The following is a 13,161-nucleotide window of genomic DNA, read 5'->3' on the forward strand; positions in this document are numbered from 1 at the left end:
GACCATGTGGCGGAACTGGGCGTTGCTGGCGGCACCTGCCGTGCTGGCGACCGGCTGTTCGAGCACGTCGGACGCCGGGACGGAGCCGACCGCTGCGCCGTCCACGTCCGCGGCCCGGTCCGTGGCCCGGGTGTGCACCAAGCCCGCGGCCGGTCCGGAGCAGGCGCCGGCGGGCGCGGTGACGGTCGACCCCGCGGTGGTCGGCGACCTGGCCGCAAAGACCAAGAGCAGCCCCCCGAACACCACGTTCTGGCTCAAGCCGGGCACGCACAGGCTCGAATCGGACCGCTACGCCCAGGTCGTCCCCAAGGAGGGGGACAGCTACCTCGGCGCGCCGGGCGCGGTGCTCGACGGCCGGAAGACCAACCAGTACGCGTTCTCCGGCGCGGCCCGCAACGTCTCCCTCCGCTACCTGACCGTGCAGGGATTCGTCGCGCCGCAGAACGAGGGTGTGGTGAACCACGATTCGGCCGACGGGTGGGTGATCGAGCACGCGACGATCCAGCGCAACTCCGGCGCCGGGCTGATGGCCGGCGCCCGCCAGCAGGTCCGCGCCAGCTGCCTGCGCAGCAACGGACAGTACGGGATGAACGCGTACAAGACCGGCGATCCTGTCAGCGGCCTGGTGCTCGAGGGCAACGAGATCGTGGGCAACAACACCGATGACTGGGAGCGGCGGCAGGAGGGCTGCGGCTGCACCGGAGGCGTCAAGTTCTGGGCCGTCAACGGCGCCGACGTACGCGGCAACTGGGTGCACGACAACCGCGGAACGGGGTTGTGGGCGGACACCAACAACAACGACTTCCGCATCGAGGACAACGTGCTCGAGGCCAACGACGGCGCCGCGCTGATCTACGAGACCAGCTACAACGCGGTCATCCGGAACAACACGTTCCTGCGGAACAACTGGGTCGAGGGCCGCAAGTACGCCGACCGCGGCGACACCTTCCCCTTCTCGACCGTCTACCTGTCCGAGTCCGGCGGCGAACCACGGATCCGGGCCCGCACGGACAAGATCGAGATCTACGGGAACGTGCTGGAGAACAACTGGTCCGGCATCACCCTGTGGGAGAACGCCGACCGGTTCTGCAACAGCCCGGCCAACACCTCGTCCGGCGACTGCACGTTGCTGGTGCGGCACACCGACCGCTGTGCACGGCCCACGATCGCCAGCGCACCGCTCTATGCCGACTGCCGGTGGAAGACCCAGCGGGTGGACATCCACCACAACCGCTTCGTGCTGGACAAGTCCGTCGTCAAGTGCACGACGAAGTGCGACCGGATGGCGCTGCTGGCCAACTACGGCACCTATCCGGACTGGTCGCCGTACCAGGGCGAGCGGGTGGCCGAGGCGATCACCCTCAAGCAGGACAACCGCTGGCACGACAACGTCTACGTCGGACCGTGGAAGTTCGTCGCCCACGACCCGAGCCGGATCCTCGACTCCGGGCAGTGGCAGGGCACGCCGTACCAGCAGGACGCGGGCAGCACCTTCGCCCCGCAGGGCGGTGGTTGAGATGGGCGTGGACCTGAGACGCGCCGGGCCACCGGGCGCACCCGACACGGCGGACCCGCAGCCCGGCGCCGCACCGCGCCCTGCCGGCACACCGAGGGCCGTCGGCATCGCCTGGGGCCTGCTGATCCTCAACACGCTCGGCTCAGCCGGGGCGAAGACCATCGTCCCGCTGCCCCGCTCCCTCATCCAGATAGCCACCATGGGTGCACTGGTCGCCGCGTTCGTGCTGGCGCTCGCACTCAATCTCCGGCTGCGCATCCGGGCCGGCGCCTACCTGTTCCTGCTCACTCTGCTGCTGGTGCCGAGCGTGATCTCCAGTGCGCACCTGGAGTCCGGGTTCGGCGCGCTGTTCCGGTGCACCCGGCTGGCCCTCTTCATCGGCACGCTGTGGCTGCTCAGCCGCTGGTGGGACGGCGGCCCGACGTTCGTCCGGCACCACATCCGGATGTACTTCGCGGTGCTCGGGTCGGTGGCCGCCGGCCTGGTCGCCTCCCCGGGCGCGGCCCTGCCCGATCTCTACGGCGGGCGGCTGGTCGGTGCGTTGTGGCCGCTCACGCCGCCGCAGATCGGGCAGTACGCCGCGGTGATCACCGGGCTCGCCGTGCTGCTCCTCCTGGGCCGCAGGACCGACCGGGTCAGCGCGGCGGTGGTCATCGTGCCGTCGCTCGTCCTGCTCGCGCTGACCCACACCCGGACGGCCACCCTCGGCCTGTTCATCGGGCTGGCGTTGGCGATCGGCTCGCTCGTCCTGACCAGTGCCGCCGCCCGCCGGTTCTTCAGCTGGGCGGTGCTGTGCGGCGCGGTGGCCGCGGTGGCGCTCGGCCCCCTGCTGCAGACGTGGTTCCTGCGCGGACAGAGCAAGGAGAACTTCTCCAACCTCACCGGCCGGGCCAAGGTCTGGGACGCCCTGCTGGCAGCGCCCCGGACGACCACGGAGCAGCTGTTCGGCGTGGGCCTGGGCGACAAGTCGTTCGGCGGACTGCCCATCGACAACAGCTGGCTGGCCGTGTACAACGAGCAGGGTCTGACCGGCATCGCCCTGGTGGCGGCGATCTTCATCGTGCTGGGCGGCATCGCGTTGCTGCGGCCGCCGTCGCTGGCGAGGGCCTGCGCGATCTTCCTGATCAGCTACTGCGCGATCGCGTCGTACACCGAGGCCGGTCTGGGCGACGCCTCGCCGTATCTCCTGCATCTGGCCGTGGCCGCCTCGCTGTTGGCGGCACCCGCCGCGGCCGCACCCCTTCCGACGCCCGAAGTCCGTCCACGACAACTCCCACGCTGGGCCAAGGATCGGAAGTGACCTCACACATGCACGTACTCGTGGTGCATAACCGCTACGCCTCGGCGCAGCCGAGCGGGGAGAACAAGGTCGTCGACCAGGAGGTGGAGCTGCTGCGCGCAGCAGGCCACCGGGTCGAGGTGTTCGAACGGTGCAGCGACGACATCGCCGCCCGATCCCTGCCGGGCAAGGTCGCGGTGCCGCTGCTGGTGCCGTGGAACCCGGCGGTCCGCGCGGAGCTCGCCGCCCGGCTCCGTACCGAGCGGCCGGACGTGGTGCACGTCCACAACGTCTTCCCGCTCCTGTCGCCCGCGGTGCTGGCCGCCTGCGCCGACGCCGGCGTGCCCGCCGTCGCCACGCTGCACAACTACACCCAGGTCTGCCCGCCCGGCACGCTGCAGCGGGACGGCCGGCCGTGCACCGAGTGCGTCGGGTCGGCGCCGCTGCCCGCCGTCCGGCACGGCTGCTACCGGAACTCCCGGCTGGCGACGGTGCCGCTCGCGGTCAGCCTGTCGGTCAACCGGCGGCGGTGGTGGTCCGGCGTGGAGCGGTTCTTCTGCATCTCCGCGGCCCAGCGCGACGTCCTGGTACGGGCCGGCATGCCGGCCGAACGGCTTGCGGTGAAGCACAACTTCGTGCCCGAACCGGGCGTCCGCCGATCCGGCCCCGGCGAGCATCTGCTCTATCTCGGCAGGCTCGCGGAGGCCAAGGGCGTGCGGCTGCTCATGGCCGCGTGGGACGAGATCGCCGCGGGCGGCGGTGCGGGCGTGCCGCTCGTGGTCGCCGGCACGGGGCCGCTGGAGCGCGAGGTGACCGCCTGGGCGGCGGGCCGGGACGACGTGCGCTACGTCGGCCTGTACGACCAGGCCCAGTGCCGCCAGGCCATCGCGCAAGCGGTCGCCGTGGTGGCCCCCTCGACGTGGCTGGAGGCGTTCGGCCTGGTGGTCGTGGAGGCGATGGCGGCGGGGGTCCCGGCCGTCGCCGCCGGTCACGGCGCCTTCACCGAACTCGTCGAGGACGGGGTGACGGGCCTGCTGCACCGGCCGGGCGATTCCGCCTCGCTCGCGTCCTGCCTGCGCCGGATCACGGCCGGGCAGGACGCCGGCCGGGAGATGGGCCGGGCGGCCCGGCGCCGTTACGAACAGGCCTTCAGCCCGGCCGTCGGGCTGGAGCGCCTGGTGAAGGAGTACCGCACCGCGATCGCGGGGCGGTCCGCACTGGCTCGCGGCGGGGACACCCTCGCGAGCAGGGGGGACAGGAACAGCAGATGACACCATGCAGACTCTGCGGCTCGGAAGCGATGGCGAGCGTGGTCGACCTCGGGGCGACCCCGCCGTGCGAGAGCTTCCTCGCCGCGGACCAACTGGACCGGCCGGAACCGGCGTACCCGCTGCACCTGCGGGTCTGCACCGACTGCTGGCTCGCGCAGATCCCTCCGCTGATCACCCCGGAGGAAACGTTCACGCAGTACGCGTACTTCTCCTCCTACTCGACCTCCTGGGTGGAGCACGCGCGCACGTTCGTCGCCGACGCCGTACAGCGGGTGGATCTCGGTCCCGACGGCTTTGTGGTCGAAGTCGCGAGCAACGACGGGTACTTGCTCAAGCACGTGGTGGAACGCGGCATCCGCTGCCTCGGCATCGAGCCGTCGGTGAACGTCGGTGCCGCCGCGCGGGACGCGGGTGTGCCCACGCTCACGGAGTTCCTGTCCCCGGACACCGGCTCGGCCGTCCGTGCCGAGCACGGCCCGGCGGACCTGGTCGTGGCCAACAACGTGTACGCGCACATCCCCGACGTGGTCGGGTTCACCCAGGGACTGCGCGCCCTGGTCGCCGACGACGGCTGGGTCTCCATCGAGGTGCAGCACCTGCTGACCCTGATCGAGGAGAACCAGTACGACACGATCTACCACGAGCACTTCCAGTACTACACGGTCGCGTCCGCGATCCGGGCGCTGGCGAGCGGCGGACTCGCGCTCGTCGACGTCGAGTTGCTGCCCACGCACGGCGGCTCCATCCGGCTGTGGGCCAGGCCGGCCGAGGCGGCCGGCGAGCCGAGCCTTGGGGCATCCCCTGCTCGAGCGAAGCCGAGAGCTTGGGGAAGGGTGGCCGAGGTGCTGGACCGGGAGAAGGCCGCCGGGCTGCAGGAGCTGTCCGGGTACACCGAGTTCTCCGCCCGGGTGGCCAAGGTGCGCAGGGACCTCCTGCGGTTCCTCGTCGAGGCGGCCGAGCGCGGCGAGACGGTGGTCGGCTACGGCGCCCCGGGCAAGGGCAACACCCTGCTCAACCACTGCGGCATCCGGCCCGACCTGCTCGCGTACACGGTCGACCGCAACCCCTACAAACACGGCAGGTTCACCCCGGGCACCCGCATCCCGATCCTGCCGCCCGAGCAGATAGCGGCCGACCGGCCGGACTACGTCCTCGTCCTCCCGTGGAACCTGCGGACCGAGCTGGTCGAGCAGCTCTCCTACGTGCACGACTGGGGCGGCCGACTGGTCTTTCCCATCCCGGAACTGAGCATTGTCGAGGTCAAGCGATGAAGGTCGTCCTGTTCTGCGGCGGTTACGGGATGCGGATGCGCAGCGGCGCCTCCGACGACGTGCCCAAGCCGATGGCGATGGTCGGCCCGCGGCCGCTGATCTGGCACGTCATGCGCTACTACGCGCACTTCGGGCACACGGAGTTCATCCTGTGCCTCGGGTACGGGGCCCACCACATCAAGGACTTCTTCCTCAACTACGAGGAGACGACGTCCAACGACTTCGTGCTGCGGGGCGGCCGGACCGAGCTGCTGTCCACCGACATCTCGGACTGGACGATCACGTTCGCGCAGACCGGCATCGAGTCGCCGATCGGGGAGCGGCTGCGCCGGGTGCGGCACCACCTGGACGGCGACGAGATGTTCCTCGCCAACTACGCCGACGTGCTCACCGACGCCCCGCTGCCGGAGATGATCGACTCCTTCGCCCGGCGCGACGCCGGTGCGTCGATGATGGTGGTGCCGCCGCAGTCCTCGTTCCACTGCGTGGACCTGGGCGAGGACGGCCTGGTGGGGGGCATCACCGCGGTGAGCGAACTGCCGCTGTGGGAGAACGGCGGCTACTTCGTGCTCCGCCAGGAGGTCTTCGACCACATCCCGGAGAACGGCGACCTGGTCGCCGACGGATGCGCCGAACTGGCCAAGCGCGGACGGCTGGTGGCACATCAGCACCGCGGCTTCTGGAAGCCGACCGACACCGTGAAGGAGCGGGCAGCGCTCGACGCCGGCTACGCCCGGGGCGAGCGCCCGTGGGCCGTGTGGGAACGGGACAGCGCCGGAGCGCGGGCGTGATCCGGCTCGGGACCGGGCGCCCGGACCGGATCGTCGCGGTGGGCGCGCACTGCGACGACATCGCCATCGGCGCCGGCGGCACGCTGCTCGCCATGTGCCTCGCGCGGCCGGGCCTCCGCGTCGACGCGCTGGTGCTCTCCGGCGGCGGCAGCGAGCGGGAGCAGGAGGAGCGGGCCGCCCTCGCCGCCTTCTGCCCGGGTGCCGAACTGCACCTGACCGTCCTCAAGTTGCCGGACGGCAGGCTGCCCGCTCACTGGGAAGAGGCCAAGGGCGCCGTCGAGGAGCTGCGCGGGCGGACCGAGCCGGATCTCGTGCTGGCCCCGCGCACCGACGACGCGCACCAGGACCACCGCGGCCTGGCGCAGCTGATACCCACCGCGTTCCGCGACCACCTCGTGCTCGGCTACGAGATCGTCAAGTGGGACGCCGACCTCGGCCGTCCGACGGCCTACCAGCCGCTGTCGCCGGAGACCGCCGAACAGAAGGTGCGCCTGCTGCAGGAGCACTACCCCTCGCAACGGCACCGGCCCTGGTACGACCGGGAGGCGTTCCTCGGGCTTGCGCGGATCCGCGGCATCGAATGCCACGCGCGCTACGCCGAGGCGTTCGCCGTCACCAAACTCACTCTCGACCTGGGGGATTGAACCTTGCGCGTACTGCTGACCGGACATCAGGGCTACCTGGGCACCGTGATGGCCCCGGTCCTCACGGCCGCCGGGCACGAAGTCGTCGGTCTCGACTCCGGCCTGTTCGCCGACTGCCTGCTGGGCCCGCTGCCCGCGGACCCGCAGGGGCACCGGGTGGACCTGCGCGACGTCACGGCCGAACACGTGGCCGGGGTGGACGCCGTGATCCACCTGGCCGCGCTGTCCAACGACCCGCTGGGCTCGCTGGCGCCGGAGCTCACCTACGACATCAACCACCACGCGTCCGTGCAGCTGGCCCGACTGGCCCGCGACGCCGGAGTCCGGCGCTTCCTCTACGCGTCCACCTGCTCGGTCTACGGCGCCGCCGGCGGTGGCGACCTGGTGACCGAGGACGCCCCGCTGCGCCCGGTGACCCCGTACGCGGAGTCCAAGGTGCGGGTCGAGGACGACCTGCACGCGCTGTCCGACGGCGACTTCAGCCCGGTGTACATGCGCAACGCCACCGCCTTCGGCTACTCGCCCCGGCTGCGCGCCGACATCGTGCTGAACAACCTGGTGGGCCACGCGCTCCTCTCCGGCGAGGTGCTGGTGCTCTCCGACGGCACCCCCTGGCGCCCGCTGGTGCACGCCGCCGACATCGCACGGGCCTTCGCGGCCGCGCTGACCGCACCGCAAGAAGCGGTGCACGACCGGGCGTTCAACATCGGCAGCGAGGTCAACAACGTCACGGTCGCCGAGATCGCCGGGCAGGTCGCCGACGCGGTACCCGGCTCGCGGGTGGTCATCACCGGGGAGACCGGTGCCGATCCGCGCTCGTACCGGGTGGACTTCTCCCGGTTCCGCACCGCGGTGCCCGGCTTCGACTGCGAGTGGACCGTGAAGCAGGGCGCCCTCGAACTCGCCGACGCCTACCGGAAGTACGGGCTGACCCGGGAGGACTTCGAGCGACGCTTCACCCGGCTTGCCGTGCTGCGCGCGGCGTCCGAGGCCGGCACCGTCGACGACACCCTGCGGCGGAGTCGATGACCACGACCGGCGAACAGATGCATGCCCTGGTGGAGCGGCTGTACCCGCTCTGCCGGAGCATCACCGGCGACGGGGTGCGCGCCACCCTGGAGATCGTCGACGAGTACGTCCCGCTGCAGGTGCACGAGGTGCCGACCGGAACCCAGGTGCTCGACTGGACGGTGCCGCAGGAGTGGAACATCCGGGACGCGTACATCGCCGACACCGCGGGCAACCGGGTCGTCGACTTCGCCGCGTCCAGCCTGCACGTGCTCGGCTACAGCGTGCCGGTGTCGGCGACCATGCCGCTGGCCGAGCTGCGCGGACACCTGCACACCCTGCCGGAGCACCCGGCCTGGGTGCCGTACCGCACCAGCTACTACAAGCCGCAATGGGGGTTCTGCCTGGCCCAGGAGACCCTGGACGCGCTGCCGGACGGCGAGTACGAGGTGCGCATCGACTCCACGCTCGCGGACGGCCACCTCACCTACGCCGAGCACGTCGTCCCCGGGCAGGTCGCCGACGAGGTGATCGTCTCCTGCCACGTCTGCCACCCGTCGCTGGCCAACGACAACCTGGCCGGCATCGCGGTGGCGACGTTCCTGGCCCGGGCGCTGGCGGAGCGGACGCCGCACTACACCTACCGGTTCATCTTCGCGCCCGGCACCATCGGGGCGATCACCTGGCTGGCCCGCAACGCGGAGCGGATCGACCGGGTCAAGCACGGGCTGGTGCTGGCCTGTGCCGGGGACCCGGGCCGGCTGACGTACAAGCAGAGCAGGCGCGGCGACGCGGAGATCGACCGGGTACTGCGGCACGTGCTGCGTGCATCCGAACGTCCGCACCACATCGCCGAGTTCACCCCGTACGGCTACGACGAGCGGCAGTACTGTTCGCCCGGGTTCGACCTCGGCGTGGGCTCGCTCAGCCGGACCCCGTACGCCGGCTACCCCGAGTACCACACCTCGGCGGACAACCCCGGCTTCGTCTCCCCGGAGGCGATGGCGGACACGCTCGCCGTCTGCCGCGAGGCATGCGCCGTGCTGGACCGCAACCGGCGGTACGTCAACCTCAGCCCTTACGGCGAACCGCAGTTGGGCCGGCGCGGTCTGTACGACGCGCTCGGCGGCCGCAGCGACACCAAGCAGGCCGAGATGGCCATGCTCTGGGTGCTCAGCCTCTCCGACGGCGAGCACAGTCTGCTGGACGTCGCCGAGCGGTCCGGGCTGTCGTTCGACACGATCGCCGTCGCGGCCGGCGCCCTGCAGGGCGCCGGGCTGATCAAGGCGTGACGCCGATGACCACCGAGGGGGTGAGGACGACGACACCGGCCACAGCGACACCGGCGGAGGGACCCGGGGAAACCCGGAGGACCGGCAAACGGGGCGTCGTCGGCCGGCTGTCCTGGGGGCTGGGCGACCAGGCGGTCTCCAGCCTGATCAACTTCGCGGTGGGCATCTACGTCGCCCGCGAACTGGGGGTGACCGCGTTCGGTGTGTTCAGCCTGGCCTGGCTGACCTACGGCGTGGTGCTCAACGTTTCCCGCGGGCTGGCCACCGACCCGCTCGTGGTGCGGTTCAGCGGCGTGCCGGAGGCGGCCTGGCGCGCGGCGGCGGCCCGGTCGTCGGGGGCCGCGCTCGCCGTCGGCGCCTTCCTCGGCGCCGTGTGCCTGCTGGTCGGGCTCGGCCTCGGCGGCGACGTGGGGCCCGCGTTCGCCTCCCTCGGAGTCGCCCTGCCGGCGCTGCTGTTGCAGGACTCCCGGCGGTTCGCGTTCTTCGCCGCCGGCGCCGGGCGGAAGGCGTTCACCAACGACCTCGTGCAGGGCGTCGCACTCGTCCCGGCCATGGCCGTGGCGGCCCGGGTGGGCACCGTGGCCGCCTTCCTGCTGGCCTGGGGCGCCGCCGCCGCGGCGGCGGCCGGATACGGCTTCCTCCAGTCCGGCATCCGCCCCCGGGTGACCCAGGCCCGCGGGTGGCTCCGCGAGCAGCGCGACCTCGGCTCCCGGTACCTGGTCGAGAACGTCAGCCTCAGCGGCGCGAGCCAGCTGCGGGCGTACGGGCTCGGCGCGATCGCCGGAGTCGGCGCGGTGGGTGCGGTCCGGGGCGCCGAACTGCTGCTCGGCCCGTTCCTCGCCCTGCTGATGGGGCTGTCGCTGGTCACCGTCGCGGAGGCGGCCCGGGTGCTGAGGCAGGCACCTCAACGGCTCGGCCGGTTCTGCCTCCTGCTGGGCGGCGGGCAGGCCGGCGCCGCGCTGCTGTGGGGCTCGGCGCTGCTGCTGATGCCGGACCGGGCCGGCGAACTCGTGCTCGGCGACGTCTGGCACTCCGCCTCGCGGCTCATCGTGCCGGCCACGCTCGGCGTCGCGGGCGCCGGTCTCGGCAGCGGCGCGGCGGCCGGGCTGCGCGCGCTCGCCGCGGCCCGGCGCAGCGTGCGCTGCCAGCTGTTCGCCTCCGCCTGCTACCTCGCAGGCGGGATCGGCGGGGCTGCTGCGGCCGGCACGGTCGGCTCGGCCTGGGGCGTCGCCACCGCGACCGCCTGTGGCTCGGCCGTGTGGTGGCTACAACTGCGGACCGCCCTGCGCGAGCACCACCGCAATCCCATCCCCGAAGTGAGGACGACATGACCGCCCACCCCAGGCTGAGCATCGGCCTGCCCGTCTACAACGGCGAGGAGTACCTCGCCGAGTCGCTCGACGCCCTGCTCGGCCAGACCTACGAGGACTTCGAGCTGGTCATCGCGGACAACGCCTCGGCCGACGGGACGCAGGACATCTGCCGCACGTACGCGGCACAGGACTCGCGCATCCGGTACCTCCGGCTGCCCCGGAACATCGGTGCCGCGCCGAACCACAACTACGTGTTCACCCAGTGCCGCGGCGAGCTGTTCAAGTGGGCCTCGCACGACGACCTGTACGCCCGGGACCTGTTACGGCGCTGTGTGGAGGCGCTGGACGAGCGGCCGAAGGTGATCCTCGCGCACTCCGGCCAGGCGGTCATCGACGGCGACGGCCGGGTGAAGGTCCCGTACGAGTACGGGCTCGACACCGACTCGCCGTTCGCGCCGGAGCGCTTCCGCAGTTTCCTGTTCGAGCCCGGCGGCGACGACTTCTACGGGGTGATGCGGGCCGACGTGCTGCGCCGGGTGAAGCCGCACGACAGCTACCACCACGCGGACCGCACGTTCGTCGCCGAGATCGTCCTGAACGGGCCCTTCCACCAGGTGCCGGAGCTGCTGTACTTCCGCCGCGACCACCCCACCCGCGCCGAGCGGGCGAACCCTTCCAAGCGCTCCCGGTGCATCAACCTGGACCCGCGCCGGGCAGGCCCGCTGCACCCGACGCCCCGGCTGCTCGCCGAGTACGTCTGGGGCTTCGCCTCGGCGATCCGGCGGGCGCCGTTGTCCGCGGCCGACCGGCGCGTGTGCTTCCGTCACCTGGCTGACTGGATGACCAGCCGGGTCCGGCCGGGCGTCGGCGAGCGGGTCGAGGACCGCGCCCCCGTCGACCCGGGCCGGCTCGATGTCTCCGTCGACGCCCTCGTCGCGGGCCGTGAGGGGCGGAGGACATGAAGACTGCACCACGTGTGGGGGTGTTCGGCCTGCTCGGCTCCGGCAACCTCGGCAACGACGGGTCGTTGGAGGCCGTGCTCGGGTACCTCCGCGCCGAGCACCCGGAGGCGGTCGTGGACGCGCTGTGCGGCGGACCCGAGGTCGTCGCGACCCGGTACCGGATCCCCGCGACGCGACTGCACTGGTACCGCGGGGAGTACCGGACCGCGTCCCGTGCGGGCGCGATCGCGGCCAAGGGCCTGGGCAAACTCGTCGACGCCGTCCGCACCGCTGCCTGGGTGCGCCGGCACGACGTGGTGATCGTGCCGGGGATGGGCGTCCTGGAGGCCACGCTGCCGCTGCGGCCGTGGGGCTTCCCCTACGCGCTGTTCCTGCTCTGCGCGGCCGGCCGGCCGTTCGGCACCCGGGTCGCGCTGGTCGGCGTCGGCGCCGACGCGATCGGCGACCGGCCGACCCGGGCCCTGGTGCGCTGGTCGGCGCGGCTGGCCACGTACCGCTCGTACCGGGACGCCCTGTCCCGCGACGCGATGCGGGCGATGGGCGTGGACACCGCGCGCGACGAGGTCTACCCGGACCTCGCCTTCGCCCTGCCGACGCCGCCTTCCGGCGCGTCTTCGGGTACGCCGGGCCCGGTCTGCGTCGGCGTCATGGACTTCCACGGCGGCAACGACGACCGCGCCCGGGCCGAGGAGATCCACCGGCGCTACCTCGACGGGACAACCCGGTTCGTCCGCGCGCTGGTCGCGGACGGCAGGCCGGTCCGGCTGGTCACCGGGGACGAGTGCGATGGGCCGGTGGTCGCCGCGATCCTCGCCGCGGTGGACTCGCCACTGGTCACCGCCGTCGAGGCGGCCTCGCTGGCCGACCTGATGAAGGAGATGGCGGCCGCCGACACCGTGGTGGCGACCCGGTACCACAACCTGGTCTGCGCGCTGAAGGTCGGCACGCCGACGCTCGCGCTCAGCTATGCGGCGAAGAGCGACGCGCTCATGGACCGGATGGGGCTGGGCGCGTACTGCCACCCGGCCCGCGACGTCGACGCCGACCGGCTGCTCGAACAATTCCGGTCGTTGGAGCAGCGATCGGCGGAGCTGCGGCGGACCCTCACCGAGCGGAACACGACCGCCTCCCGGCAACTGGAGGAGCAGTTCGCCGCGTTGACCACGGCCCTGTTCCCGGCGGCCGACCACGTCCACGCCCACGCCACACGGGAGGTTTCATGAAGACGACCGAAGTCCCGGCGATCCACGGCGCGTTCCTGTTCGAGCCGACGCCGTACGCCGACGAACGCGGCTTCTTCTGCCGCACCTTCGACGCCGACGTCGTCCGCTCGGTGGGCCTCGACCCGGACGCCTTCATCCAGGACAGCGTGTCCCGATCGGCCCGGGGCGTACTGCGCGGCCTGCACCTGCGCTCCGGCGCCGGCGAGGCCAAGCTGGTGCGGTGCTCGTACGGGAGGATCTTCGACGTCGTCGTGGACCTGCGGGCGGACTCGCCGACCTACCGCAACCGGGCCTTCTTCGAGCTGTCCGGCGAGACACAGGCGACCCTGTACATCCCGGCGGGGTGCGCGCACGGATTCCAGGCGCTGACCGAAACCGCCGACACCTCGTACCGGATCGACCGCCCGCACGATCCGGCCGAGGACGTGACGATCGCCTTCGACGACCCGGAGCTCGCCATTCCCTGGCCGCTGCCGGTCACATCGATGTCCCAGCGGGACCGGGAGGCACCGAGCCTCGCCGAGGCCCTACTGCATCTCCCGGGGGACAACCCCCGGGCCCCCAGCAGGACAAGCGGGTCAGCCGAGGTCC

11 protein-coding genes and 1 pseudogene are annotated in these 13,161 nt (G+C 72.1%); all 12 read left to right on the forward strand.

Annotated elements, in window-relative coordinates; translation table 11 throughout:
- The first annotated feature begins 4 nt into the window (after positions 1–4).
- On the forward strand, positions 5–1,516 hold the full coding sequence (locus ACMATS_RS32420; RefSeq protein WP_390776169.1) for a right-handed parallel beta-helix repeat-containing protein: 1,512 nt from the start codon (positions 5–7) through the stop codon (positions 1,514–1,516).
- Position 1,517: 1 nt separating this feature from the next.
- Positions 1,518–2,816 (forward strand): O-antigen ligase domain-containing protein, encoded by a 1,299-nt coding sequence (locus tag ACMATS_RS32425; protein ID WP_390776071.1) that lies wholly within the window; start codon positions 1,518–1,520, stop codon positions 2,814–2,816.
- Between the two features lie 8 nt (positions 2,817–2,824).
- Complete coding sequence (locus ACMATS_RS32430) at positions 2,825–4,066, forward strand: glycosyltransferase (RefSeq protein WP_414170836.1); 1,242 nt, start codon at positions 2,825–2,827, stop codon at positions 4,064–4,066.
- A complete protein-coding gene (locus tag ACMATS_RS32435) occupies positions 4,063–5,337 on the forward strand; it encodes a methyltransferase domain-containing protein (RefSeq protein WP_414169901.1) in 1,275 nt (424 codons plus the stop codon). Before ACMATS_RS32430 ends, ACMATS_RS32435 begins: the two co-directional genes overlap by 4 nt.
- Positions 5,334–6,128, forward strand: a complete 795-nt coding sequence (locus ACMATS_RS32440; protein WP_414169902.1) for a glucose-1-phosphate cytidylyltransferase — start codon at positions 5,334–5,336, stop codon at positions 6,126–6,128. Before ACMATS_RS32435 ends, ACMATS_RS32440 begins: the two co-directional genes overlap by 4 nt.
- Positions 6,125–6,772 carry a PIG-L deacetylase family protein gene (locus tag ACMATS_RS32445; protein ID WP_414169903.1) on the forward strand — a complete coding sequence of 216 codons (648 nt, stop codon included), beginning with the start codon at positions 6,125–6,127 and terminating at the stop codon, positions 6,770–6,772. The genes ACMATS_RS32440 and ACMATS_RS32445 overlap by 4 nt, the downstream gene beginning before the upstream one ends.
- Before the next feature lie 3 nt (positions 6,773–6,775).
- Positions 6,776–7,801, forward strand: a complete 1,026-nt coding sequence (locus ACMATS_RS32450) for an NAD-dependent epimerase/dehydratase family protein (RefSeq protein ID WP_390776067.1) — start codon at positions 6,776–6,778, stop codon at positions 7,799–7,801.
- Positions 7,798–9,072 carry a DUF4910 domain-containing protein gene (locus ACMATS_RS32455; RefSeq protein ID WP_391156171.1) on the forward strand — a complete coding sequence of 425 codons (1,275 nt, stop codon included), beginning with the start codon at positions 7,798–7,800 and terminating at the stop codon, positions 9,070–9,072. The genes ACMATS_RS32450 and ACMATS_RS32455 overlap by 4 nt, the downstream gene beginning before the upstream one ends.
- A gap of 5 nt (positions 9,073–9,077) precedes the next feature.
- Complete coding sequence (locus tag ACMATS_RS32460; RefSeq protein ID WP_414169904.1) at positions 9,078–10,403, forward strand: hypothetical protein; 1,326 nt, start codon at positions 9,078–9,080, stop codon at positions 10,401–10,403.
- Entirely contained in the window at positions 10,400–11,347 is a 948-nt protein-coding gene (locus ACMATS_RS32465; protein ID WP_414169905.1) for a glycosyltransferase family 2 protein, read from the forward strand. The genes ACMATS_RS32460 and ACMATS_RS32465 overlap by 4 nt, the downstream gene beginning before the upstream one ends.
- Complete coding sequence (locus tag ACMATS_RS32470) at positions 11,344–12,570, forward strand: polysaccharide pyruvyl transferase family protein (RefSeq protein WP_414169906.1); 1,227 nt, start codon at positions 11,344–11,346, stop codon at positions 12,568–12,570. Before ACMATS_RS32465 ends, ACMATS_RS32470 begins: the two co-directional genes overlap by 4 nt.
- A pseudogene (gene rfbC / locus ACMATS_RS32475) lies at positions 12,567–13,100 on the forward strand (dTDP-4-dehydrorhamnose 3,5-epimerase); the annotation flags it as partial. The gene ACMATS_RS32470 and the pseudogene rfbC, both read left to right, overlap by 4 nt.
- Positions 13,101–13,161 lie beyond the last annotated feature (61 nt).

Source organism: Streptoverticillium reticulum (genome assembly GCF_047456005.1).
GTDB classification, from domain to species: domain Bacteria; phylum Actinomycetota; class Actinomycetes; order Streptomycetales; family Streptomycetaceae; genus Streptomyces; species Streptomyces reticulum.

Excerpts from the sequence above, each read along its gene's own strand:
- ACMATS_RS32470 (WP_414169906.1), top strand. The coding sequence starts at position 11,344 with ATGAAGACTGCACCACGTGTGGGGGTGTTCGGCCTGCTCGGCTCCGGC.
- ACMATS_RS32425 (WP_390776071.1), top strand. The coding sequence starts at position 1,518 with ATGGGCGTGGACCTGAGACGCGCCGGGCCACCGGGCGCACCCGACACG.
- ACMATS_RS32440 (WP_414169902.1), top strand. The coding sequence starts at position 5,334 with ATGAAGGTCGTCCTGTTCTGCGGCGGTTACGGGATGCGGATGCGCAGC.
- ACMATS_RS32435 (WP_414169901.1), top strand. The coding sequence starts at position 4,063 with ATGACACCATGCAGACTCTGCGGCTCGGAAGCGATGGCGAGCGTGGTC.
- ACMATS_RS32465 (WP_414169905.1), top strand. The coding sequence starts at position 10,400 with ATGACCGCCCACCCCAGGCTGAGCATCGGCCTGCCCGTCTACAACGGC.
- ACMATS_RS32460 (WP_414169904.1), top strand. The coding sequence starts at position 9,078 with ATGACCACCGAGGGGGTGAGGACGACGACACCGGCCACAGCGACACCG.
- ACMATS_RS32420 (WP_390776169.1), top strand. The coding sequence starts at position 5 with ATGTGGCGGAACTGGGCGTTGCTGGCGGCACCTGCCGTGCTGGCGACC.
- ACMATS_RS32455 (WP_391156171.1), top strand. The coding sequence starts at position 7,798 with ATGACCACGACCGGCGAACAGATGCATGCCCTGGTGGAGCGGCTGTAC.
- ACMATS_RS32430 (WP_414170836.1), top strand. The coding sequence starts at position 2,825 with ATGCACGTACTCGTGGTGCATAACCGCTACGCCTCGGCGCAGCCGAGC.